At 43.8% G+C, this 19612-nt stretch carries 21 protein-coding genes and 3 tRNA genes; 8 read left to right on the forward strand and 16 right to left on the reverse strand.

Going from position 1 to position 19612, the window contains the following annotated elements; all coding sequences use genetic code 11:
* Positions 1 to 30: 30 nt before the first annotated feature.
* The gene (locus tag V7Q33_RS20475) at positions 31 to 729 is read right to left on the reverse strand and encodes an SIMPL domain-containing protein (protein WP_333821088.1); all 699 of its coding nucleotides are present in this window, start codon (positions 727 to 729) and stop codon (positions 31 to 33) included.
* 205 nt (positions 730 to 934) lie between these two features.
* On the opposite strand from V7Q33_RS20475, the gene V7Q33_RS20480 reads away from it, so the two are divergent.
* Entirely contained in the window at positions 935 to 1789 is an 855-nt protein-coding gene (locus V7Q33_RS20480; protein ID WP_331975042.1) for a transglutaminase-like domain-containing protein, read from the forward strand.
* A gap of 9 nt (positions 1790 to 1798) precedes the next feature.
* Here V7Q33_RS20480 and V7Q33_RS20485 read toward each other — a convergent pair whose 3' ends face one another.
* The 4 genes from V7Q33_RS20485 to V7Q33_RS20500 all read right to left on the reverse strand — a co-directional run bounded on the left by V7Q33_RS20485 (position 1799) and on the right by V7Q33_RS20500 (position 3988).
* A complete protein-coding gene (locus tag V7Q33_RS20485; RefSeq protein WP_331975044.1) occupies positions 1799 to 2320 on the reverse strand; it encodes a GNAT family N-acetyltransferase in 522 nt (173 codons plus the stop codon).
* 109 nt (positions 2321 to 2429) lie between these two features.
* Positions 2430 to 2573 (reverse strand): hypothetical protein, encoded by a 144-nt coding sequence (locus V7Q33_RS20490; protein WP_331975045.1) that lies wholly within the window; start codon positions 2571 to 2573, stop codon positions 2430 to 2432.
* A gap of 248 nt (positions 2574 to 2821) precedes the next feature.
* Positions 2822 to 3454 carry a peroxiredoxin gene (locus V7Q33_RS20495; protein WP_331975047.1) on the reverse strand — a complete coding sequence of 211 codons (633 nt, stop codon included), beginning with the start codon at positions 3452 to 3454 and terminating at the stop codon, positions 2822 to 2824.
* A 93-nt stretch (positions 3455 to 3547) separates the two neighbouring features.
* On the reverse strand, positions 3548 to 3988 hold the full coding sequence (locus tag V7Q33_RS20500; protein ID WP_331975049.1) for an RrF2 family transcriptional regulator: 441 nt from the start codon (positions 3986 to 3988) through the stop codon (positions 3548 to 3550).
* 78 nt (positions 3989 to 4066) lie between these two features.
* Between V7Q33_RS20500 and V7Q33_RS20505 the strand changes: the two genes are divergently transcribed.
* Positions 4067 to 4138 (forward strand) — tRNA-Thr (locus V7Q33_RS20505).
* Between the two features lie 80 nt (positions 4139 to 4218).
* Here the strand turns inward: V7Q33_RS20505 and V7Q33_RS20510 are convergent.
* The 8 genes from V7Q33_RS20510 to V7Q33_RS20545 form a co-directional block, all read right to left on the reverse strand.
* Positions 4219 to 5055, reverse strand: coding sequence for a CheR family methyltransferase (locus V7Q33_RS20510; protein ID WP_331975051.1), 837 nt, complete (start codon positions 5053 to 5055; stop codon positions 4219 to 4221).
* A gap of 92 nt (positions 5056 to 5147) precedes the next feature.
* Positions 5148 to 5732 (reverse strand): hypothetical protein, encoded by a 585-nt coding sequence (locus V7Q33_RS20515; protein ID WP_331975053.1) that lies wholly within the window; start codon positions 5730 to 5732, stop codon positions 5148 to 5150.
* Positions 5733 to 5737: 5 nt separating this feature from the next.
* Positions 5738 to 7456, reverse strand: a complete 1719-nt coding sequence (locus V7Q33_RS20520; RefSeq protein WP_333821089.1) for a chemotaxis protein CheA — start codon at positions 7454 to 7456, stop codon at positions 5738 to 5740.
* Positions 7453 to 8481, reverse strand: a complete 1029-nt coding sequence (gene cheB / locus V7Q33_RS20525; RefSeq protein ID WP_333821090.1) for a chemotaxis-specific protein-glutamate methyltransferase CheB — start codon at positions 8479 to 8481, stop codon at positions 7453 to 7455. The genes V7Q33_RS20520 and cheB overlap by 4 nt, the downstream gene beginning before the upstream one ends.
* Before the next feature lie 11 nt (positions 8482 to 8492).
* Positions 8493 to 8849, reverse strand: a complete 357-nt coding sequence (locus V7Q33_RS20530; protein WP_331979133.1) for a response regulator — start codon at positions 8847 to 8849, stop codon at positions 8493 to 8495.
* 15 nt (positions 8850 to 8864) lie between these two features.
* Positions 8865 to 9320: a chemotaxis protein CheD gene (locus V7Q33_RS20535; protein WP_331979131.1), complete on the reverse strand. Its 456-nt coding sequence runs from the start codon at positions 9318 to 9320 to the stop codon at positions 8865 to 8867.
* A 2-nt stretch (positions 9321 to 9322) separates the two neighbouring features.
* Positions 9323 to 9838: a chemotaxis protein CheW gene (locus V7Q33_RS20540; protein WP_333821091.1), complete on the reverse strand. Its 516-nt coding sequence runs from the start codon at positions 9836 to 9838 to the stop codon at positions 9323 to 9325.
* Between the two features lie 61 nt (positions 9839 to 9899).
* The gene (locus V7Q33_RS20545; RefSeq protein ID WP_333821092.1) at positions 9900 to 11789 is read right to left on the reverse strand and encodes a methyl-accepting chemotaxis protein; all 1890 of its coding nucleotides are present in this window, start codon (positions 11787 to 11789) and stop codon (positions 9900 to 9902) included.
* 622 nt (positions 11790 to 12411) lie between these two features.
* Between V7Q33_RS20545 and crcB the strand changes: the two genes are divergently transcribed.
* From crcB to V7Q33_RS20565, 4 genes are all read left to right on the forward strand, one after another.
* Positions 12412 to 12792, forward strand: a complete 381-nt coding sequence (gene crcB, locus V7Q33_RS20550; protein ID WP_331979125.1) for a fluoride efflux transporter CrcB — start codon at positions 12412 to 12414, stop codon at positions 12790 to 12792.
* A gap of 73 nt (positions 12793 to 12865) precedes the next feature.
* A tRNA-Leu gene (locus V7Q33_RS20555) sits at positions 12866 to 12949 on the forward strand.
* 68 nt (positions 12950 to 13017) lie between these two features.
* Positions 13018 to 13099: transfer RNA gene (locus tag V7Q33_RS20560), tRNA-Leu, on the forward strand.
* A 168-nt stretch (positions 13100 to 13267) separates the two neighbouring features.
* Complete coding sequence (locus V7Q33_RS20565) at positions 13268 to 13807, forward strand: lipocalin-like domain-containing protein (protein WP_333821093.1); 540 nt, start codon at positions 13268 to 13270, stop codon at positions 13805 to 13807.
* Positions 13808 to 13897: 90 nt separating this feature from the next.
* On the opposite strand, the gene lysS is transcribed toward V7Q33_RS20565, so the two are convergent.
* Positions 13898 to 15625, reverse strand: a complete 1728-nt coding sequence (gene lysS, locus V7Q33_RS20570) for a lysine--tRNA ligase (protein WP_333821094.1) — start codon at positions 15623 to 15625, stop codon at positions 13898 to 13900.
* Positions 15626 to 15723: 98 nt separating this feature from the next.
* Complete coding sequence (locus tag V7Q33_RS20575) at positions 15724 to 16968, reverse strand: proline dehydrogenase family protein (protein WP_333821096.1); 1245 nt, start codon at positions 16966 to 16968, stop codon at positions 15724 to 15726.
* A 52-nt stretch (positions 16969 to 17020) separates the two neighbouring features.
* Here V7Q33_RS20575 and aroB point away from each other — a divergent pair, with 52 nt between their 5' ends.
* The gene (gene aroB, locus V7Q33_RS20580; protein WP_333821097.1) at positions 17021 to 18076 is read left to right on the forward strand and encodes a 3-dehydroquinate synthase; all 1056 of its coding nucleotides are present in this window, start codon (positions 17021 to 17023) and stop codon (positions 18074 to 18076) included.
* Here aroB and V7Q33_RS20585 read toward each other — a convergent pair.
* Positions 18056 to 18244, reverse strand: coding sequence for a hypothetical protein (locus tag V7Q33_RS20585; RefSeq protein ID WP_331979115.1), 189 nt, complete (start codon positions 18242 to 18244; stop codon positions 18056 to 18058). The genes aroB and V7Q33_RS20585 overlap by 21 nt on opposite strands.
* Positions 18245 to 18339: 95 nt before the next feature.
* Between V7Q33_RS20585 and V7Q33_RS20590 the strand changes: the two genes are divergently transcribed.
* Complete coding sequence (locus tag V7Q33_RS20590) at positions 18340 to 19560, forward strand: 3-phosphoshikimate 1-carboxyvinyltransferase (protein WP_333821099.1); 1221 nt, start codon at positions 18340 to 18342, stop codon at positions 19558 to 19560.
* Positions 19561 to 19612: the final 52 nt, after the last annotated feature.

Consider the following 19612-nt stretch of genomic DNA (forward strand, 5'->3'; position numbering starts at 1 on the left):
AGGGTTTGGGATGAGGCTATATACTATATCTTATTTAATCTCAAACTGTGCTGTAACCTGCGCCTGCAATGTAATCTTTCTGAAGGCGGTACCTTCATCTTCCGGAGCAAATTCACCTGCAGTATCATCATTTACTTTGCTGCGCAGCATTACATTTTCTGTAGCCATTGGATAGAAGTTCTCGAACTCGCGAACCATTAACGGTTTGCCAATTTCTGAGCCGATCGATTTTACAAGTGCATCTGCTTTTGCCTTTGCTGCCTGTAGTGCTTTTACCTTCAGATCAAGTCTGAATTTCTCTATGTCAGAGTGTGTAACTTTGGTGATCATTACCTGGTTTACTTTTACCGGCTCAATCTTCGCGAGTAAATTTTCGAGCTCAGCACCACTGCTGAGTTTCAGTTGATATGTTTTTTCGCGGAAAGCGTCTTTGTCTTTACGGCCAAGTTTTCCGAATTGTGATCCGGCATTGGCAAGCTCTACTTTTTTACGATCGATGTTTGCTGCTTTCACTGCATCCCAAAATTCTTTGTCAAGTTTTTCGAGCATTACTTTTTCGCGGCTCTCTTCAAACTCTTTCAGTTGTACACTTACATAAATTTCGTTAGGATCAATTTCCTGTTTTGCTGTTCCTGTTACTTCAATAAAATGCTCTCCCTTAAATCCTTCCTGTGCAAATGCAACGGTGCCAATGAAAAGGAAAACAAAAAATAAAACGTTTGACTTCATGATTATAATTTTTAAATGAATAATGTGGGTCCTCGTACTTAAATCAAAAAATATTCCAGACCAATATGCTTCTGGTGGAGCGTTGGTTTAGACACACAAAACGAATAAAAAGTGGGACTTGGCCCGAATTTTTTCACACCATGTTTCCGGCGGGTATAGAATATGCCGTAAAGTTTTTACTTTAGCGAAGATCATTGAATCAATTTTGAAAGACACAGAATTAAAAGCACTTGTATCTCTCCTCGATGATGAAGATGCACAGATCGTTTCTCATGTAGAAGAAAAGATTCGTTCCCTGGGCACATCGATCATACCGTTCCTTGAACAGGAGTGGGAAAGCAATTTTAATCCACAGGTGCAACGCAGAATTGAAGAGCTGATTCATGTGCTGCAATACGAGTTGTTGAAAGAGCGCATCCGGTCATGGTATGAATCACCCGAGCAAGATCTGCTCACCGGCATGTGGCTCATCGCCACGTATCAATATCCGGATCTTGAACTTCTCAAACTCAAACAGGAGCTTGAACAGATTTACTACGAAACGTGGCTGGAGTTCAAGCCCGATCTCTATCCATTCGATCAGATCAAGGTGGTGAACAGTGTGTTGTTCAACAAACTGAAGTTCGGTGCTAACACCAAGAATTTTCATTCACCCGGAAATTCCATGTTCAACGTGGTGCTCGAAACCCGTAAGGGAAATCCGATCACCTTGTGTGTTATATACTTGCTGGTATCACAAAAATTAAAGTTACCGGTATATGGTGTAAACCTTCCGAACCTGTTTGTGCTTACCTATAAAGACGAACGCCACACACAATTTTATATCAATGCCTTTAACAAAGGATTGATCTTTTCAAGACAGGATATCGAGAACTATATCAGCGAGCTTCGCTTAACACCACAATCATCGTTCTTTGAACCTTGCTCCAACCTTGAGATCATTCGCAGGGTTTTCAGAAATCTCATAATGTCGTTTGATAAAATGGGTGAGCATGCCAAAGCAGAGGAGGTAAAAGAACTCCTGCTCATCATTGCCGATGGTGCCGACCTGGGTGTATAAAATATATACTTAGAATTCGAAGTTAGGGTTCTGCCAGCCCATGGGTATATCGGCTTCGTAAGTACCTTGCGGAGTTTTGATACGCATCTCCATCCGGCCTTCTATCTTGAATCCAAGCGACTGATAAAATTTGATAGCCTTGAGATTGCTCTCCCGTGTGATCAGTTCAACCTTGCCTATATCGGGCTTATGCCGCGCAACTTCTTCCAGAAATATAGTAAAGAGTGTGCGACCAATTTTACGGCCCTGAAATTCCGGATGTACGGCTATCGTAAGATCAGACAGCACGTGATTGAAAACCTGAAGCCCCGGTTTATAGGCATGCATCTCGCCTGTTAAACTTTCCGGATCATCCGGATGTATCGCTACCAGTATCAATCCCGAGGCTATACTTTTGGTAAGGAAGTTCTGTACGTATTCCTCAGTTATTTCGTGCTCAAGCCTGGCGAGACCGCCTTTTACTTTCGCTACTTCTTTATATAGTTTGATGATTCTGGGAAGATCATCGGGTGCACCGGTACGAATATGCATACGTATATAGATTTGGTAGAGAGAATATCTCTCTTTTCATGCTGCAAAATACTATTCTTTTACAGCGTTCAACAGCTTATGTTACGAAATCTATAGCGGTGCAAACGTATTAGTCGCGTGCTTCGCGTTTGCTCTTGCGAATGCGCTTCAAAAGTCGCTCTTCTTCAATGAGCTTATTGAGATTTACCTGTGCAACAGAGAATTGCCGAAGATAAGGATTTGAAGAAACAGAAAGGTTGATGTTGTTTTCCATAATTCCCACATTTTATACCATTGACACCTGGATAGTCGTTTACCCCTATGTTTTTATTGGAATACGATTTTTCTTTTCCAATAGTTTCCCGGTTGGAGTCGTAATCTGTCTGGTTCATCCACAAATCGGGCCAACTTATCGCCTCGTATAGTAGCCTTTAACCGTTGTTTCGCCAAAAGCGTTCAAAAAAAAACAAAAAGCTCCCGGCTTCAAGGCACAGGAGCTTTTTGCTATAGTATATATGTCAATTATAAATTTGGTTGGGGTGTAGTGCGCAGGTATGGCTTAATACGTTTGTGACCTTTCGGGAATTTGCCTGGTATATCTTCATCTTTTACAGCCGCGGTAATAATCACATCTTCACCGTGCTTCCAGTTCGCGGGTGTTGCTACGCTATAGTTTGCAGTAAGCTGCAGACTGTCTACTACGCGCAGAATCTCATCAAAGTTTCTGCCAGTAGAAGCAGGATACGTAATCATCAGTTTAATTTTTTTATCGGGGCCGATCACAAATACAGAGCGAACCGTAAACTTGTCGATCGCGGGATGCACCATGCCATAGAGGTTCGCTACTTTAAATTCAGGGTCAGCGATAAGCGGATAATTTACAGATGTATTCTGTGTTTCATTGATATCGCCAATCCACTTCAGGTGCGACTCCAGCGGGTCTGCACTGATAGCCAGTATTTTTACATTGCGTTTATCGAACTCTGGTTTCAGTTTAGACATAGAGCCCAGTTCGGTAGTACATACAGGAGTAAAGTCTGCAGGGTGAGAGAATAAAACCCCCCAGCTATTGCCAAGCCATTCGTGAAACTTGATAGTGCCTTGTGTGGTTTCGGCTGTAAAATCGGGAGCTACATCGCCTAATCGTAGTGACATAATCGATCGTGTTTTAGTGAAACAATAATTGAATTTAAAATTACTCAATCTCTATTGATGTAATAGAGTTTTGTGGAATTTTTGCGTATCGGATTAACGCTTTTTACGGGCTTTCAGTTTCGCTTCTTTCTTCACGAGTGTTTCAAGGGTATCAGCTTTTAGCATTTCAACGGTTGCATTTCGTATTTGCAGGAAGGCATCGTGCACGGTACAGGTCTCTTCATCTTCACATTCGGCACAGGGTTCATAGAACTTATGGGCAGCACAGGATACCAGTGCAATGGCGCCATCGAACTGACGCACTACCTCCGCCAGGTTCACTTCTGCCGGCTTCATGCGCAAGAAATATCCTCCACCCTTCCCCTGTTTGCTTCCTAAAATACCCGAACGCTTCAGGTCGAGTAGTATGGCTTCCAGGAATTTTTTAGGAATGTTGCAGGCCTCCGAGATATCTTTAATGAGAAATTTTTCTTCCGGGTCACGCGCCATGTGCACCAGGGCATGAATGGCGTATTTGCATTTCTTTGACAGCATAACTTGGGACAATTTAATGGATTTAAGGATTTTGTACTTACCTTCTCTCCGTTAATTTTGACCAGCCCACACACAACTGCCGAGGTAGCTCAGGGGTAGAGCATCCCGCTCGTAACGGGAAGGCCGTGGGTCCAAATCCCATTCTCGGCTCTTTCTGAATTAATATGCAACATCAACTATGCTACGAGGGGAATCGTCTTCGCGATGCACGGTTTTTTTAAACGCAAGCACTATATCTTCTGGAATATCTTCGCGTTAAGGTCAAGCACCATAAACTTGCGTTCGTCTACCAACGGCAATATGGCATCATAGAATCCTATAATAAACAGCCCGCCCGGATTGAGCGACTCGTAGAATTTCTCGAAGAGTTTAAATTTGGTATTGTTGTCAAAATAGATCATCACATTACGGCAAAAGATGATATCAAACTTCATGGACACCGAATCACGAATCACATTGTGATGTTCAAATTTTACATGACGTATCAGGCTGCCGTCCATGGTGGCAACATCTTCACGCTCGCTATAATATTTCGTTAAGGAACTTACAGGATTAAATTCCCTGTAATTTTGATCGTATTCATTCAGCTTCATCATGTGATATTCACCACGCCTGGCTGTTTCAATAGATTGATTACTGATGTCTGTAGCCCATGCACAGCAGGTATTCGTGAATGAAGATTCACGCAATACAATTCCCATAGTATATACTTCCTCGCCGGTTGAGCAGCCGGCGTGCCACACCGATAATTGTTTCTTTTCAGACAGTTCGTTATTCAGCAGCGATCGCATACGCTTCCAAAGTATAGGGTCGCGGAACATCGATGTAAGGCCTACGCTTATTTCGTCCATGAACGGGTAGATAAATGCATGATCGCGCAATATCTTCACCCATAGCTCATGTATAGAGTTAAATTGAAATATATGCAGCGCTCTTACTACACGCCGCTTAAGCGATTTGGGTTCGTAGCAACTAAAGTCTATACCGTGCCGCTTGTGAATAGCATCGGTAAGTGATTTCAATTCTTCATCAGAGACTGTTATGGTAGTTGATTCACTTTTGTTCATTTCCGGCTGGGGACTAAAACTCGTATTGGTTGTTACCATCTCTAGAAAAAAGTAAATCGTTACACATTTTTTTAATCAAACCCTGTCTATTGCTACACAACAACATTAACCGCGCTCGCATCGATAACCCAAACAAAGAACGGATGTATAGCAGGATGATTGGCAAATGAAAATTGCGCTGAGCTTATATACAGATCTTCCGTTTGCTCACTGAAGTCATCGTAAATGATATCCTCTATTTTTCCGTTCACCTTGCCTACAAAAACCGGTACATCACCAAACATTTTATACTTGAGCTCATTTGCCAGCTTGGTAATTACCGAGGCCGACAAAATATTATCCAGTTCTTTTATAAACTCTTCTTTCAGATCGGTTCCCTGGCTGGCAGGAATGGGGCCCGTCAACAACTCAAATTCTTTTTCTGATAGAAACAGATAACTCTTGCCGGGCACATCGCCACAAACTTCTGTAGTAACCAGCACACTTGATCCACTCAATGGAAAAGAAATTTTTTCGGTAAAGCAATCAACATCCAGTTTGTGATGCCCCATCATCAGACCATTATAATCAATGTTATGTTTTGTCATCATGGACAGTGAGGAGGCCGCATTTAAAAATCCAGATTTATACGCGCTCTGTAAGGCTCCTTCCACTATTTGTCTTTTCTCTTGTGACATAGATTTCAAGCGTTGATTGTTCTGTTGGTTTGATTACTTAGCAATGCACCCAGTATACCGGGTATACTGAGCGACAGGCATACATTTCCGTTACCCAGTATAGTTACTCCACTCAAAAATGGAATTCCATCAAACGGCTTCCGCAAAGGTTTTTCGACAATTTCTTTTTGCTGAAGAAGCTTGTCTACAACAAAGCCAACGCGTTTGCCATTAAACGTTACCACTACAATTTCCAGTTTCTGCTCCGGATGGAGGCGATCAAATGACGCATACCGGTCTTTTAAATTACCATGATGCTGTATGAACAAATCGGAAAGAAATACAATGTTAATAGTATTATTCAGATGCACCGTAACCAAATTGTTTCCGGCTTTATGTATGGCCGATTTGTAAATGGATATAACCGATTCAGTATAAGCAAGTGGAATGGCGTATGTCTGTTGGTTCAGTTCAAAAAGTAAAGTAGACTTAACAGCCATTGATGACGGAAGGGTTAACGTAATAATACTTCCTTCTCCCTGCATGGAATCAACTTGTATAGTACCTCCAATAGAATCAAGTGCTTTCTTTACTACGTCCATACCCACACCGCGACCCGATATAGCGGTAACCTGGTCAGCAGTAGAGAAACCCGGCTCAAAGATCAACATGATCAGATCGCGATCGCTCATCTGCGCTGCTTCGTGTGCACCGATTATATTTTTCTGTATAGCCTTTTGTTTTATCCGCTGCGGATCTATACCGGCTCCGTCATCTTTTATTTTAATGATTACTGTATCTGATTCACTGCTGGCCGATAATGTTATAGTACCCTCTTTTGGTTTGCCTTTTTGCTTTCGCACCTCAGGAGCTTCAATACCATGGCCTATTGCATTACGAATAAGATGGATGAGTGAATCGCTGATGACCTGGAGAATGTTGCGATCAATTTCTGTTTCGATGCCTTCCAGTTTTAGTTTTACTTCCTTGCCTTCCTTAAAGGAAACATCGCGGGCAATGCGATGGAATTTATTAAACAGAAATCCAACCTGCACCAACCGCACATCCATTACCGAGTATTGGAGATCGGAAGATATGCGATTCAATCTTGAAAATTCATTGGTAGCGCTCGACCGGTTGTTGGCAACAATACGGTCGCGTTCAATAATAAGCTCACCTACAAGATTCAACAGGTTGTCAAGTTTTTTCACTGATACCTGTATAAGATCTGAAAATGCTACTTTGGCGGACCCGATTTCCAATTCATCGTCCTCTTCCGCTTGTTGCAGAGCGCTCGCAGAATTACCTTCGTCTACAGAGAAATTGTCTGCGGTTACCTCCGGTTGCGCGTTTTCCTTTTTGGCATTTTTTATCAACACCTCGAGCTTGGTCTTGATACCCCTATATTTCACATCGCGAGGATTCTTAACGGCTTCGATCAACTCTCCCAACGCATCGGCTGCCTTAAAAACAGAAGTAAATATGTCGTTGCCAAGCGAGATTTTTCCATCGCGCACTTCGCCAAAAAAATCTTCGAGCACGTGAGCGAGCTCTGCAATTTTTTCAAAGCCCATTCCGGTGGCGTTCCCCTTCAGCGTATGGGTAATGCGAAACAAAGCCTGGATAGCCTGTGCATCTTCTATATTTTTTTCAAGTATGGTAAGAAGCCGGTTAATTTCGGTATAATGATCCAGCGCTTCTGCCAAAAATATTTCGCGATACTCCTGATCTTTTTCCTGATTCATAATGCACTGACTATAAAGTTTGAAATTTCTGCCAAAGGCACCTGATACATGGATGAACCTGTTTCAACGGCTGCCCGCGGCATACCATATACTATAGACGAATCTTTATCCTGTGTAATCGTTAACCCTCCTGCCTCTCGTATTTTCCGTAAACCGGCAGCGCCATCTCTCCCCATACCGGTAAGAATTACTCCTATAGCGCGATTTCCGTATGCTTCTGCCGCTGACTCCAGCAGGCAGTCGATTGATGGACAATTAAATTCTTTATATACTTCGTGATGATACCGTATAACAGCACCCGCTCCTGAAGATGCTATGCGAACATTTACATCGCCCGGGGCCAGGTATATATGATTATTTTGCAGATGTTCGCCATCGCGGGCAACACTCACCATTAACCCGGTAGAATCTGCCAGACGTGCAGCAAATGACTCGATGAAGCGCGGTGGCATGTGCTGGGCTATTACAATGGGAATCGAAATATTCCGCGGCAAATTACTTACAATAAGTTCAATGGCACTCGGCCCGCCCGTAGATGCCCCTATCGTAATGATGCTATAATTTAAACTGGCTGCAAAACTATGTTTATGTGTGTTCGACTGGATGGAGCGCGTACGTAACTTTACGCTGTCGGCAAGAAAGGCTTCATGAACCATGTGTGTGAGGCTCGCGTAATATTCTGATACCTCCTCGTTTTTAGGCTTGTCCACAAAATCAAATGCACCTTCTTTCAGTGCATCAAAAATTTTCGGATTTGTGCGCTCCAACGAACTCAGGAGTATAATTGGCAATGGCAAATACTTCATCAGTTGTTGCACTACGTAAAGCCCGTCATACTCAGGCATGGTCATGTCGGTAATAACCACATCCGGCCGGAGGTGCTTTGCTTTCCGAACGCCCTCCAATCCATTGCATGCCGTTGCCACTACGTCAATGGTTTCATCCTTGCGTAGCAGATCTGAAAGTACGATTCGCATAAATCCGGAATCGTCAATCAACAGCGTCTTTATTCTGGAGCCAGGCATGGTTCTGCTTTTTATAATTTTGCTACTTCCTGAAGAAGTTGATCGGATGTGAAAGGTTTAACAATATAAGCTTTTGCACCCAGATTAATTCCTTCCTCTATTACCGATTCCTGCCCCACGGCACTGATCATAATTACCTTCGCTCCCAACCCTTCTTTACTGTATACTTTCAGAATGTCGGTACCAATCATATCCGGAAGTATATTATCGAGCGTAATGATATCAGGTTTGAGATCAAAGGCCAGATCAATTGCTTCTTCACCGGTAGAAGCTTGCCCGACTATCTTATATCCAGCCTGTTCCAGATAATCCTTTATTACTGTACGCATATACAGTGAATCATCTACTATTAAAACGTTTTTTGTCATACCGATTAAGAATTTTTAAATGAAATATATCGTGTGTCCGGAGGTAGAAATTTCCAACGCCTCGGTAACCGTATTAAAACATGCGGTACGCGATATTGTTCCGCCAACATCGGCCGCTGCTATGTATATTTTTCTTTGCACAAGCTCATGCCATACTGAATCTATGTTTTGCTTTCCGATGTTCAGGGATGACTCATAAATCTGTGCACCACCGGTAACTTTGGAACGAAGCCCCGTAAGGGTGCTGCCATACTCCTGAAAGGATGTTAGCAATTTGTTGATCAGGTGTGAAGCACCGGAAAATGTGTCTGCATCAAGCGAAGAAGGAACTGCTATATGTGCACCCCCGGAAAGTCCGGCAAGGCGATCGACAACAAACAAACCGATGCAGGAACCCAGGCCATAACAGCGGTACATCGTTGGCTTTTTCGTTACAGCAATATCGTTGATATTCAGCACGCGCGTTATCATACCTATATCTGTTGGCCTGTAAGAACTTTCTGTGTATCCTTATCCTGTATCACCTTGAAGATGTCGATCATAACAATGAGACGCTTATCAAGTTTCACGATACCTGTGATATAGGATTGCTCCGACTGATGATCATTCATAAACACTGAATTCTCTATGCTGGCAGATGAGATCGAGAGTGTATTGGGAACTTCATATACGAGTATCCCCATTTTATATTCATCGCTTTCAATAACCAGCGTAAAAGTCTTATCTGCACGCGTTATCGACTCTGCACTTTTTGTCAGCTGGAATTTTTCTTCGAGATTCAGTATGGCAATAACATTTCCGCGAATGTTCGACACGCCTTTGATATATAAAGGAGTCTGGGGTAAACGAGTAATCGTTGGCGTTATTACAACTTCTCTGATCTGGTCTATTGTGAGACCGTACTCTTCCTGTCCTAACTTAAATACTACAATCTGTTGCAGCCGGCCCTGATCTGTAACCGTCTCGGAGGTATTTGTTGTTTTACTCATGCTATAAAAGATGAAGCAGTCTTTTGGAATAATATATACCTGATAAAATCTGCACGGGTGTTTATTTCCGTAACTTGAACTGTGTGGTACCAGCCTGCAACTCTGCAGCTACTGCCGATAACTCATCGCCTGCCTTGGCAATCTCCATCATACCGTTGCTCATCTGCTGACTGGAGCTTGCTACCTGTTGCGTTCCCGCAGCAGTTTCTTCAGACACCACAACGATTTGCTCTATATTTTTAACCACACTGGTAATCGACTCCTTTTGTGTTACCGTAGCAGCCTGAATTTCTTTAGATGCATTGAACGTCTCGTCAGTCGACTTTGCTATAGCCTGAAATATCTTCTCCGCTTCGTTACTTGATTTGTTTCCTTCTTTCACGCTCGCTTCCATCTTATCTATAGCTTTGCCCGCTGCAGCAGTATCTTTCTGTACATCGCTGATGATTTTTTCAATCTCAACGGCAGACTTGCGTGAGTCTTCCGCCAGTTTTCGTATTTCTTCTGCTACCACGGCAAAACCTCGTCCGGCATCTCCGGCACGTGCCGCCTCTATTGCCGCATTCAACGCAAGCAAATTTGTCTGACTGGCTATGTCGGTAATAACATTCAACGTTCGCCCTATTTCTTCTGTGCGCCTTGTCAGTACGTTAATGGATTGAGAAGTTTGCCCGGCAGAATCTTTAATCTCTGTCATATTTTCCACCAGTGTTTTTACCGTGCTAACGCCCAGTTTCGAACTCTCCAATCCGCTCTCTGCAGCTTTACCTATAATATTGGCTTTCTTCTCCATTTCATTGGCAGAAGTCAATACGTGATTTACCAGTTTCGAAGATTCATCTGTTCGCTGCGCCTGGTCTTGTGCTCCCTTTGCCATTTGAGAAATTGCAGCGGCCACCTCTGTTGTATTGCGCTTCATGTCTTCTACTTTCTTCTGCAACAAGTCAGAAGACTTCGCCACAACTTCAGACCCCTGACTGATATTTCCCATAACAGTATTGAGGTTATCAAGTGCCCGGTTGATCTCTGCGGTTAAACCTCCGTTATCAACGGCAGTATTGCAGCGTTCACTTAAGTTACCATTTGCCATGGCTTTGATCACACGGATAATCTCCGTCATATCCAGGGCATACTTTACTACTTTGAAAGGCTTACCATTCAAATCCAGAATAGGATTGTAAGATGCCTGCAGATAAATTTCCTTACCGCTTTTGTTAAGGCGTGTATACGTGCCTACAAAAAATTCACCGCGATTAAGCGTATCCCAAAAATTTCTATACTCGGTGCTCCTCGCATACTCTGCATCTACAAACATCTGGTGGTGCCTGCCTCTGACCTCTTCCAAAGTATAGCCAACGGTTTTAAGAAAATTATCATTGGCACGAATGATCGTACCATCCATGTTAAACTCGATTACCGCATTCGATTTGCTCACAGCATCAATCTGGCCCTGATAATCCGCATTTTGCAGTTTCTGCTCGGTAATGACGGTAGCGATCTTGATTACTTTTACTACTTCGCCTTTTTCATTTTTTACAGGAGTATAGCTGCCTTGTATCCACACTTCAGAACCATCTTTGGCAATTCTTTTAAATTCACCAACCTGAGGTTTTCCGTTTTGCAGCTCCTCCCAGAAATGCTGATACTCCATGGAGCGGACATACGCGCCTTCACAAAAAATTCTATGATGCTTCTCCTGAATATCTTCAAGCCTGTATTTCAGTGCTGCCAGGAAAAGTTGGTTCGCATTCAGGATGGTTCCGTCTGGTAGAAATTCTACAAAAGCATTGGAAGCATCGATCGCCGCCAGATAGCCGGCATTACTTAAATTGACCGACTCTGTTATATGGCTGTTGCTGCCATTTACCTGCGACTTACTCTTTCCAGAGTGACCATTCAGAATTTTAGTATTCTTACTTTTCACTGCCGACAGTTGAGAATCTTTTTCCATAGGTTTACCTTTTTTATACTACTACTTATTTTAAAAACATACCCCTGCAAAGGATGACACAGAAGATGCAGATTTTAAGCCAAGGGTATTGTTACATATCGGAACGCCTTCGTTTAATTGGCGCATCATGCAATAGAAGAATGCATGATTGGTTGAATACAGAATGCAATGAAGGTTTTTCAGAATCGATGGTTAACCATGTATAGGTATATAGTACGCTAAACATACCTTTCACCTGTACCAGCTTCCTACATTAAAGATAACGTTAATACTTTCATCGTCCAATCTTGGGATGCCAAATTCTCTATACTGAACGATTGCAGAAGAAATTATGCTACGATTGGGAGAGTAATGATGACCGGTGGCATAGATATACATACAGGTATAAACGGAAACCATCGCGCTATATATATTTAGGTATTTGTGAGCTTGCAGCGTTAACACTTGCAAGTCGTTGCTTCTATCATAACAGAAGAATTGCTCACCGGTGAATTGGTAAGTATCGCGTGCGTCAGGATTTATCTACCAGTACCGATTAAATAGAAATTTTTAACAGGATATTGATCTCAACGGGGCCAGGTACCCTGGAGTCAGGTAAGTTTTTTAAATTCGGCCTTTATTTATGGACTGGTATAAAATTCTTTTGGTTGGCACGGGAGGAATGCTGGGGAGCGTTGCCCGATACGTTACGGTACGCTCGATAAGCGAACGAATCCAGGCAATATTTCCGTACGGCACGCTAACGGTCAATATAATAGGGTCGCTGATATTAGGCATCGTGTACGGCCTGGCGCTACGCAAAACGGATATATCTGATAACGTAAAGCTATTTCTTGGCGTAGGATTCTGCGGTGGCTACACCACTTTTTCAAGTCTGGCCTGGGAAAGCGTTAGTCTTTTCAATCAAAAAATGACGGGCATCTCCCTGTTATACATCGGCATAAGTCTGGTGATGGGCATTCTTGCACTGCTTACCGGCATTTGGCTCACTCGATTTTTCTAAGAGTTTTTGTTAATCAGCAAAGCTTTCTTACTTTTGTCGCCCCTCGCTAAAGGATTTTCTACTTGCCAAACCTGCCCAGGTGGTGAAATTGGTAGACACGCTACTTTGAGGGGGTAGTGCCTTAACCGGTGTGCTGGTTCGAGTCCAGTCCTGGGCACATTTGTTTAAAGGATAAGTAACGTTGAGACGTTGTTTCGTAACTTCGAAGCAATGGACTCAACACAAACCGAAGTGGTGGAATTGGTAGACACGCACGTTTCAGGGGCGTGTGTCGCAAGACATGAGGGTTCGAGTCCCTCCTTCGGTACAAAGGCTTTCAGAAATCTGGAAGCCTTTTTCATTTATAGCCATCCTTATCCGCTTTAAGCCGAAGATTTAAGAGATTCTTAACAAGTATATCTTTTCACGCCTTGTATCTTGAAATGCATTTGTACACGTTTCAAATTCGTTATTTCCAAAGTATAAAGTTCAACCCATGAAAAGATCAATCATCTGCACACTTCTTATCGCAAGCATAACCTTTGTCTACGCCCAGAAAAAAGATGAAGCATCCAAAGCCGGCAAGAAGACATCGGCCACTAACAAATCATCCAATAAACTCATCGGTACATGGACGCTTGTACTGGTTGATAATATACTTCCTGATGGCAGTCGTGTAGAGCTCTACGGACCATCTCCTCAAGGTATATTAATGTTTGATGAGCATGGCAATTACGCCTTGCAGATATTCCGCAGCGGTCGCGCCAAATTTGCTGCCAACGACAAAGCACAGGGAACACCGGAAGAGTATAAAGCCGCCGTACAGGGAAGCAATGCGCATTTCGGAAAATATACTGTAAACGAAGCCGATGGAACGATCACCTTTCACATTGCGCATGCCTCCTATCCGAACTGGGAAGGAACCGAACAAAAGCGAACCTTTACGCTCTCCAAAGATGAATTGAAATATACGGTGCCTACACCAACCACAGGTGGTTCAGCTACTGGTGAAGTGGTGTGGCGGCGTAATCTATAGTCGAGTAGAGATCGAAACTGTATACAACGAGAAAGGATCATGCGGTAAGCCGTCATGATCCTTTCTATATAGTTTAAAAATGTAGTCTGCTTACTTCAGCCAGCCTTCCACTTCTTCCAGCGTAGGGTTGGTTATCTCAAGCTTCATCTTCTTGCGCGTTCCGCATACATCGTTGAAGAGCTTCGAAGCTTTCATCTCTTTCATTTGTGCGAGCGACTGTATACCGAGCTTCTGCAGAATCGGAATGAACTCCGCGCGAACACCGGCATCGGTAAATTCTTTTTCATTGAAGCCAGCGGCTTGTTTCTCCGGTTTCAACTGCGGGAAGAAGAGTACATCCTGAATAGAGCTTGAGTTAGTCATAATCATCGACAGGCGATCTATACCAATACCTAATCCGGCGGTTGGCGGCATGCCAAACTCCAATGCACGGAGAAAATCTTCATCCAGCGTCATCGCTTCTTCATCGCCACGTTTACCAAGCTCAAGTTGCTCTTCGAAACGCTCGCGCTGATCGATCGGATCATTCAGTTCCGAGAATGAATTCGCTATTTCTTTTCGGTTACAGATCGCTTCAAAGCGCTCTACAAGCCCCGGCTTGCTGCGGTGCTTCTTCGCCAACGGCGACATCTCCAATGGATAGTCGGTAATGAAGGTTGGCTGAATCAGGTTTGGCTCACATTTCTCACCGAAGATCTGGTCGATCAGTTTTCCTTTACCCATCGTCTGATCCATCGGTACATTCAGTTTCACGCATGTGTCGCGAAGCTGCTGTTCATCCATCTCTGATATATCTATACCGGTAAAATGCTGAATAGCCTCGAACATGGTATAGCGTGTCCACGGACGTTTAAAGTCAATAATGTTCTCTCCTACTTTTACTTGCGTAGAGCCGTGCAGATCGAGCGCTACTTTTTCGATCATCTCTTCTACGAGATCCATCATCCAGTAGTAATCTTTATAGGCCACGTACAACTCTACCTGAGTGAACTCCGGGTTGTGGAAACGCGACATCCCTTCGTTACGGAAGTCTTTCGAAAATTCATATACACCGTTAAAACCACCTACAATCAAACGCTTCAGGTATAGCTCGTTGGCAATACGCAGGTAGAGCGTCATGTCGAGTGTGTTATGATGCGTTTTGAACGGACGTGCAGCAGCACCACCGTACAGCGGTTGCAGAATTGGTGTCTCCACTTCCAGGTAACCTTTTACATTGAGGTATTGGCGCATGGAGTTTACCAGTTGCGTGCGCTTGATGAATGTATCGCGAACCTCCGGGTTCACGATCAGGTCCACATAACGCATGCGATAGCGTTGCTCCGGATCAGTAAAGGCATCGTGCTTGGTTACGTTGCCCTGCTCATCGGTCGTCTCTTTCACAATCGGGAGCGGACGAAGTGATTTGGTAAGCACGGTGAGGCTTGTAACGTGAATAGAGATTTCACCGGTCTGTGTAGTAAAGCCGTAGCCTTTCACACCAATGATATCGCCTATATCCAGCAGTTTTTTGAATACTGTGTTGTAAAGCGTTTTGTCTTCGCCCGGGCAGATGTCGTCTCTGCGAACGTAAATCTGAATGCGCCCGGTTTCGTCCTGCAATTCTGCGAAAGCAGCATTTCCCATAATCCGTGTGCTCATGATGCGGCCTGCAATGGATATCTGGCGATAGTCGCTCTTCTGACGTTCGTAGTTTTCCAGGATTTCCTTTGCAGAGGCATTCACTTCAAAAAGTTCTGCCGGATAGGGATTGATGTCTAATTTCCTGAGATCCTCCATTTTTTGCCTGCGGATGATCTCCTGTTCGCTGAGTTGCATGAATTAAAATTTTTCGCAAAAATACTCGAAATAGGGAGAAAAGGAATAACGGACGAAGTATACGCTACGCCGGCATTTTCGCCCGTATCACAACAGGATTATTTCTGCTGCTTTCTTCTGGTCAGTTCTTTCCGGATCAGAATTAGCTCCCGGCTGCTTTGCCCGGCCACGGAGGTGTTTTCCTGGGCTCTTCTGAAAAGATACGGCATCACCGAACGTACGGGGCCGTAAGGCACATACTTGGCCACTTTATATCCGGCCTTCGCCAGGTTAAATGAAATGTTGTCGCTCATGCCATACAACTGTGCAAACCAGATGCGCTCATCATTGTTCCTGAGGCCGTATTGCTGCATCAGTGTGGTAAGATAAAGATTGCTATACTCATTGTGCGAGCCGCACATAAAGCCGATGTGCGCTATGTTCGCTACACAAAATTCAAGTGCTTCGTTGAAGGCTTTATCAGAGGCTTCTTTATCGGGCTGTATAGGACTGTCGTAGCCCATGGCTTCGGCACGTGCGCGTTCTTTTTCCATGTATGCACCCCGCACCAGTTTAGCACCCAGGTGGTAATTCTTCCGGACAGCTTCTTCAAAAGAGCTTTTCAGGTTTTGAAGTGTAGCCGTGCGATAAAGTTGATATGTATTAAAGACGATTGCTTTCTCGTGGTTGTATTTGGCCATCATTTCATAGGCCAGCGCATCAATCGGTTCTTGTATCCATGTTTCTTCTGCATCGATCAATACGGGAATGCCATGCCTATGCGCCAGGCTGCAGATTTTGTCTACCCGTTCGCGAATGCGCTCAAAAGCGCGCTGCTCTTCAATGGTGAGTACTTTATCAGCTTGCACTTTTTCCAGTAGCCCGCTGCTGCCGATACCGGTTACTTTGAATACAGAAAATGGAATGGCCCCTCGGTTGCTTTTTGCTTTTTCAATCGTACGCAGAATTTCTTCTGTCACCAGGTCGAAGCTTTTTTCAGACTCCTCGCCTTCTACGGAGTAATCGAGTATAGTGCCTACGTTGTATTTCTGCAGCTGCGCAATTTCATCATCACAATTATCAATGCTGATGCCGCCACAGAAATGATCAAACGCTGTTTTACGGATCAACCCTTCTACCGGCAAGTGCAGCTTCAGCGCAAGTTTTACCGATCCGATTGCTGCTGCGGATAGCCATGGATGATTGACCATGGAGAAAATAAAGTTGGCTTTGCGTAAGGCTGCATCCGACTTGTATGAGAATGCTACGGAGGTGTCTTCAAATGAAATCCTGGGCTCTGCTTCCATGCTAAAAAAAATTCGGGCAAATATACTGCTTACAATTGTTAGCCCAAGTTCTGGCATAACAGTTCTCAGGTTTTTAATAACTTTCGCACTAAAGCGTTAAAAATCATTCATGCTACCTGATAACATTTTGTTTTCTACTGATCCGGCCAACGATTTATCGGCGTTTCTTCATAAAAAAAACTATAGCAAACTGGTAGTGCTTACAGACGAGAACACGCGTGCCCATTGTTACCCGCTGCTCAGCGAAACGCTGCCTGAACATGCCGTAATCGAAATCCAAAGTGGTGAAGAGCAAAAGAATCTGGACACTTGTGGATTAATCTGGAAGGAGATGACCGACCTGGCGCTCGATCGCCACGCAGCCATGATTGTGCTTGGAGGCGGAGTACTTGGCGACATGGGTGGATTTTGTGCTGCCACCTATAAAAGAGGAATCGACTTTATACTGATTCCCACCACGCTGCTTGCACAGGTAGATGCGAGCATCGGTGGCAAGCTGGGCGTTGATTTCGAGCATCTCAAAAATCACATTGGTGTATTTCAACAACCTGCATTAACCTTACTATATAGCGGCTTTCTGAAAACGCTTCCGGAGGCAGAACTTCGTTCAGGATTTGCAGAGGTGATCAAGCATACGCTGATATCCGATAAAGCTATGTGGGAAACGATCAGTCAGCGATCGCTGAAAGAACAAGACTGGGATGCATTGCTGAAGCACTCCGTTACCTTCAAAGCATACGTCACTACAGAAGATCCAAAAGAAAAAGGGTTGCGCAAAATTCTCAACGCCGGTCATACTATAGGCCACGCTGTAGAAAGTTACCTGCTAGGTATAGATCAACGCATTTTGCACGGTGAAGCTATAGCCTTGGGATTGATCGCCGAAGGATTTATAGCGCACGAACGCAACATGCTTAACATTATCGAATTCAAAGATATGGTGGAATATATCCTGGCAATTTATGGAAAGGTAAAGCTTACCGATCAACAGATTGTAGAAGCATCGCAGCTAACGGTACAGGACAAAAAAAATAAGGGAAATAAAATACTCTGCGTTCTTCAGGACGGAATTGGAAGAGCGCGCTGGGACTGCGAAATCAGTATTGATGAGGTAAAAAAGGCTCTTTCATTTTACCAGTCACTTTCAGATATAGTAGCTATCTGAATCATCAAATTTACTTTTCTCCGTCTTGATGGCTTGTCTCAGGCCGTCAGCTTTCTTAACGAGATAGTTTTTCGTTTTTTGTTTCCGGTTACCAGTCAGCAACCAGGCAGCCAACAAAGCACCCGATGCCAGGCCAATACCTACTGCTATTTTTCGGGTAGTACTCATACCTGAATATAACTTTTTTCCATGTTAAAAGTTTCAGTTGCTATCAAAAAATCTTCTTACAAACTGTAATTTGCTCACCCAAATTTTTAATCACATTGAACACTACTATTCATCTTAAGCGAACGAATGTTTTGAAGGGAACAGCTTCGTTACTGCCGGCATCTAAAAGCATTAATAACCGTGCCCTCATCATCAACGCACTGGCAGGAAGTAAAACAGAGATTCAAAACATGTCAGACGCCAACGATGTGCAGCTCATGCTTCGCCTGGTAAATTCTCCGGATGCAACTATCGATGTGGAAGATGCAGGAACCACCATGCGTTTTCTTACAGCCTACTTCGCCATCACCAATCAGCATAAAACGCTTACCGGTACATCGCGCATGAAGGAGCGGCCCATTGGTATATTGGTGAATGCATTGCGCAGTCTCGGAGCCGAGATCAGCTATACCGAGAAAGATGGTTATCCTCCACTGAAGCTCTCCGGTTTTAGCGGACAAAAGACAGATATACTCCGCATACGCGGTGATGTGAGCAGCCAGTTTATATCAGCACTCATGATGGTAGCCCCTATATTACCGAAAGGGTTAACACTGGAGCTTGAAGGCAAAGTGGGCAGTCGCCCCTATATTGAAATGACAGCCTCTATTATGAAACACTTTGGTGCTGATAGTAAATTTACCGGCAACAAAGTAGTAGTACCGCATCAATCCTATACTTCGGCTCCGTTTACTGTAGAGTCCGATTGGTCAGGTGCCAGTTACTGGTTTGCTTTTGCTGCCCTGGCAGAGCAGGCAGAGATATACCTTCCTAAACTATATTTGCAATCACTGCAAGGCGACAGTGTTATTGTAAAGATTATGGATCCATTAGGCGTACAGGCTACGATGGAAAATGGTTTGTTAAAGCTCACCCGGAAGGAAAGCAAAAAAGAGTTGCATTGGGATTTTACCGATTGCCCTGATCTTGGTCAGACAGTAGCAGTAGTCTGTGCAGCCAAAGGTATAAAAGGCTATTTCACCGGGCTCGAAAGTCTGCGCATTAAAGAGACTGATCGCATTGCTGCACTACAAAACGAGCTTCAGAAAATAGGCGCTAACCTCACAGAAGAAGATTCAGCACACTGGACGCTGATACCTTCTGCTGCATTACCAACGAATGCTTTCTTTAACACATACAAAGATCATCGCATGGCCATGGCCTTTGCTCCTTTGGCAACGCTAATGGAAGTAGAGATAGAGAAGCCAGAGGTTGTTAAGAAATCGTATCCTAACTTTTGGAATGATCTAAAGACATTTGGAGTTGTTAACAGTTAATTACTGCTTGTCCAATCTGGTTTGCGCTTTGAAGTAGCTTAATCAAACTCGC

The sequence above is a fragment of the Ohtaekwangia sp. genome (assembly GCF_036786105.1).
GTDB lineage: Bacteria > Bacteroidota > Bacteroidia > Cytophagales > Cyclobacteriaceae > Ohtaekwangia.

Coding starts and splice junctions, on each gene's coding strand:
- V7Q33_RS20475 (WP_333821088.1), bottom strand. CDS start 729: ATGAAGTCAAACGTTTTATTTTTTGTTTTCCTTTTCATTGGCACCGTT.
- V7Q33_RS20485 (WP_331975044.1), bottom strand. CDS start 2,320: ATGCATATTCGTACCGGTGCACCCGATGATCTTCCCAGAATCATCAAA.
- V7Q33_RS20490 (WP_331975045.1), bottom strand. CDS start 2,573: ATGGAAAACAACATCAACCTTTCTGTTTCTTCAAATCCTTATCTTCGG.
- V7Q33_RS20495 (WP_331975047.1), bottom strand. CDS start 3,454: ATGTCACTACGATTAGGCGATGTAGCTCCCGATTTTACAGCCGAAACC.
- V7Q33_RS20500 (WP_331975049.1), bottom strand. CDS start 3,988: ATGCTGTCAAAGAAATGCAAATACGCCATTCATGCCCTGGTGCACATG.
- V7Q33_RS20510 (WP_331975051.1), bottom strand. CDS start 5,055: ATGAACAAAAGTGAATCAACTACCATAACAGTCTCTGATGAAGAATTG.
- V7Q33_RS20515 (WP_331975053.1), bottom strand. CDS start 5,732: ATGTCACAAGAGAAAAGACAAATAGTGGAAGGAGCCTTACAGAGCGCG.
- V7Q33_RS20520 (WP_333821089.1), bottom strand. CDS start 7,456: ATGAATCAGGAAAAAGATCAGGAGTATCGCGAAATATTTTTGGCAGAA.
- cheB (WP_333821090.1), bottom strand. CDS start 8,481: ATGCCTGGCTCCAGAATAAAGACGCTGTTGATTGACGATTCCGGATTT.
- V7Q33_RS20530 (WP_331979133.1), bottom strand. CDS start 8,849: ATGACAAAAAACGTTTTAATAGTAGATGATTCACTGTATATGCGTACA.
- V7Q33_RS20535 (WP_331979131.1), bottom strand. CDS start 9,320: ATGATAACGCGCGTGCTGAATATCAACGATATTGCTGTAACGAAAAAG.
- V7Q33_RS20540 (WP_333821091.1), bottom strand. CDS start 9,838: ATGAGTAAAACAACAAATACCTCCGAGACGGTTACAGATCAGGGCCGG.
- V7Q33_RS20545 (WP_333821092.1), bottom strand. CDS start 11,789: ATGGAAAAAGATTCTCAACTGTCGGCAGTGAAAAGTAAGAATACTAAA.
- crcB (WP_331979125.1), top strand. CDS start 12,412: ATGGACTGGTATAAAATTCTTTTGGTTGGCACGGGAGGAATGCTGGGG.
- V7Q33_RS20565 (WP_333821093.1), top strand. CDS start 13,268: ATGAAAAGATCAATCATCTGCACACTTCTTATCGCAAGCATAACCTTT.
- lysS (WP_333821094.1), bottom strand. CDS start 15,625: ATGCAACTCAGCGAACAGGAGATCATCCGCAGGCAAAAAATGGAGGAT.
- V7Q33_RS20575 (WP_333821096.1), bottom strand. CDS start 16,968: ATGCCAGAACTTGGGCTAACAATTGTAAGCAGTATATTTGCCCGAATT.
- aroB (WP_333821097.1), top strand. CDS start 17,021: ATGCTACCTGATAACATTTTGTTTTCTACTGATCCGGCCAACGATTTA.
- V7Q33_RS20585 (WP_331979115.1), bottom strand. CDS start 18,244: ATGAGTACTACCCGAAAAATAGCAGTAGGTATTGGCCTGGCATCGGGT.